2 protein-coding genes are annotated in these 1535 nt (G+C 67.4%); one reads left to right on the forward strand and one right to left on the reverse strand.

Annotated elements, in window-relative coordinates; translation table 11 throughout:
- Window positions 1-34: 34 nt before the first annotated feature.
- Window positions 35-592, forward strand: a complete 558-nt coding sequence (locus tag E1258_RS32545; protein ID WP_132407808.1) for a GNAT family N-acetyltransferase — start codon at window positions 35-37, stop codon at window positions 590-592.
- An 18-nt stretch (window positions 593-610) separates the two neighbouring features.
- On the opposite strand, the gene istB is transcribed toward E1258_RS32545, so the two are convergent.
- On the reverse strand, window positions 611-1381 hold the full coding sequence (gene istB / locus E1258_RS32550; RefSeq protein ID WP_132407810.1) for an IS21-like element helper ATPase IstB: 771 nt from the start codon (window positions 1379-1381) through the stop codon (window positions 611-613).
- Window positions 1382-1535: the final 154 nt, after the last annotated feature.

Below are 1535 nucleotides of genomic sequence, written 5' to 3' on the forward strand. Positions count from 1 at the left end.
CTATCGGGGGTGGGTTGTGGCGTAGCTTGGTTCGGTGCCGTTGACCTACCCTGCTGTTGATCTTGCTGATGGTGCTGTTCGTCTTCGTCGTTGGCGGGAGGATGATCTGGACTGTGTTCGAGCCGCGGCCCAGGATCCGCGAATTGTCGAGGCCACGACGGTTCCGGGAGTGTTCTCGGTCGATGCGGGGCGGGCGTTCATCGCTCGGCAGTGGAGTCGAGTCACCAGCGGTGAGGGTGTCTCGCTTGCGATCGCTGATGCGGTAACTGATCAAGGGCTCGGTTCGGTCGTGCTCATGCTTCGGCCGCAGCCGGAGGTGGCTGGTCTCGGCTACTGGCTCATCCCGTCGGCGCGACGGCGAGGAATCACCACTCGTGCGGCGAGGCTGATGTCGTCGTGGGCGTTGGACGTCGCGGGCATGGAGCGGGTGGAGGCGTGGGTGGAGCCGGACAACGAGGCGTCCCGGCGGGTTCTCACCGCGGCTGCCTTCGAGCAGGAAGGCGTGCTGCGCAGCTTCCTGTCGTTTCCCGGTCGTCGCGCTGACGCGGTGGTCTTCTCCAGGATCCGAGGCCCTCGTCCTCGGAAGGCATGACCGTGGCCTGGCCCGGGCTCAGGCGACGTTGGCTTGGCCGTCGATGGCGGTGAGGCGGTTCTTGAGTCGGTAGCTGGGTCCGTTGATGGCGACGACGTCGCAGTGGTGCAGGAGACGGTCGAGGATGGCGGTGGCGAGGACTTCGTCGCCGAAGACCTGACCCCATTCGCCGAAGCTCTTGTTCGAGGTGAGCAGGGTGGAGCCCTTCTCGTAGCGCTTCGAGATCACTTGGAAGACGAGGTTGGCTTGGGCGCGTTCGAGGGGCTGGTAGCCGACCTCGTCGATGACCAGGATGTTGGGGCGTAGGTAGGTGTGCAGTTTGCGGGCCAGCCGTCCGATGGCGTCGGCGGCGGTGAGGTGGCGGACCATGTCGTCGAGGCTGGTGAAGTAGACGGTGAACCCGGCTCGGCAGGCGGCGACGGCCAGGGCGACGGCGATGTGGGTCTTCCCGACTCCGGGTGGTCCGAGGAGGGCGACGTTGGCTTTGGCCTGCACGAACGCGAGGGTGGCCAGGTCTCGGATCTTGCGTGGGTCCAGGTCGGGTTGGAATGCGAAGTCGTATTCGTCGAGGGTCTTGTGATGCGGCAGCTTCGACAGGCGCAGCGCTGAGCGGAAGCGGCGCTCGTCGCGGACGGCTTGTTCTTCTTCGAGGACCAGGTCGAGGAAGTCCAGGTAGCCCATGGCCTCAGTGTCGGCGCGGGCCGTGAGGTCCGCCAGGGTGCGGGCCAGGTGCGGCAGGCCGAGGCGGGTGGCGGTGGCCCGGATGCGGTCGGCGACGAGGTCACTCACGAGGTCGTGTCCTTCGGGTAGCTGCGTGCGGTGGTGAACGGTGCGGTGCCGGCGATCTGGTCATAGACCGACAGCGGCCGGCGGTCGACGGTGACCTGGGCCGCGGCGGCCCGGTTCAGCAGCGCCTGCAGCGGACCGCCGCCGGGTGCGGGGC

Origin of the sequence: Micromonospora sp. KC207, assembly GCF_004348615.1 — a bacterium.
Taxonomy (GTDB): domain Bacteria; phylum Actinomycetota; class Actinomycetes; order Mycobacteriales; family Micromonosporaceae; genus Micromonospora.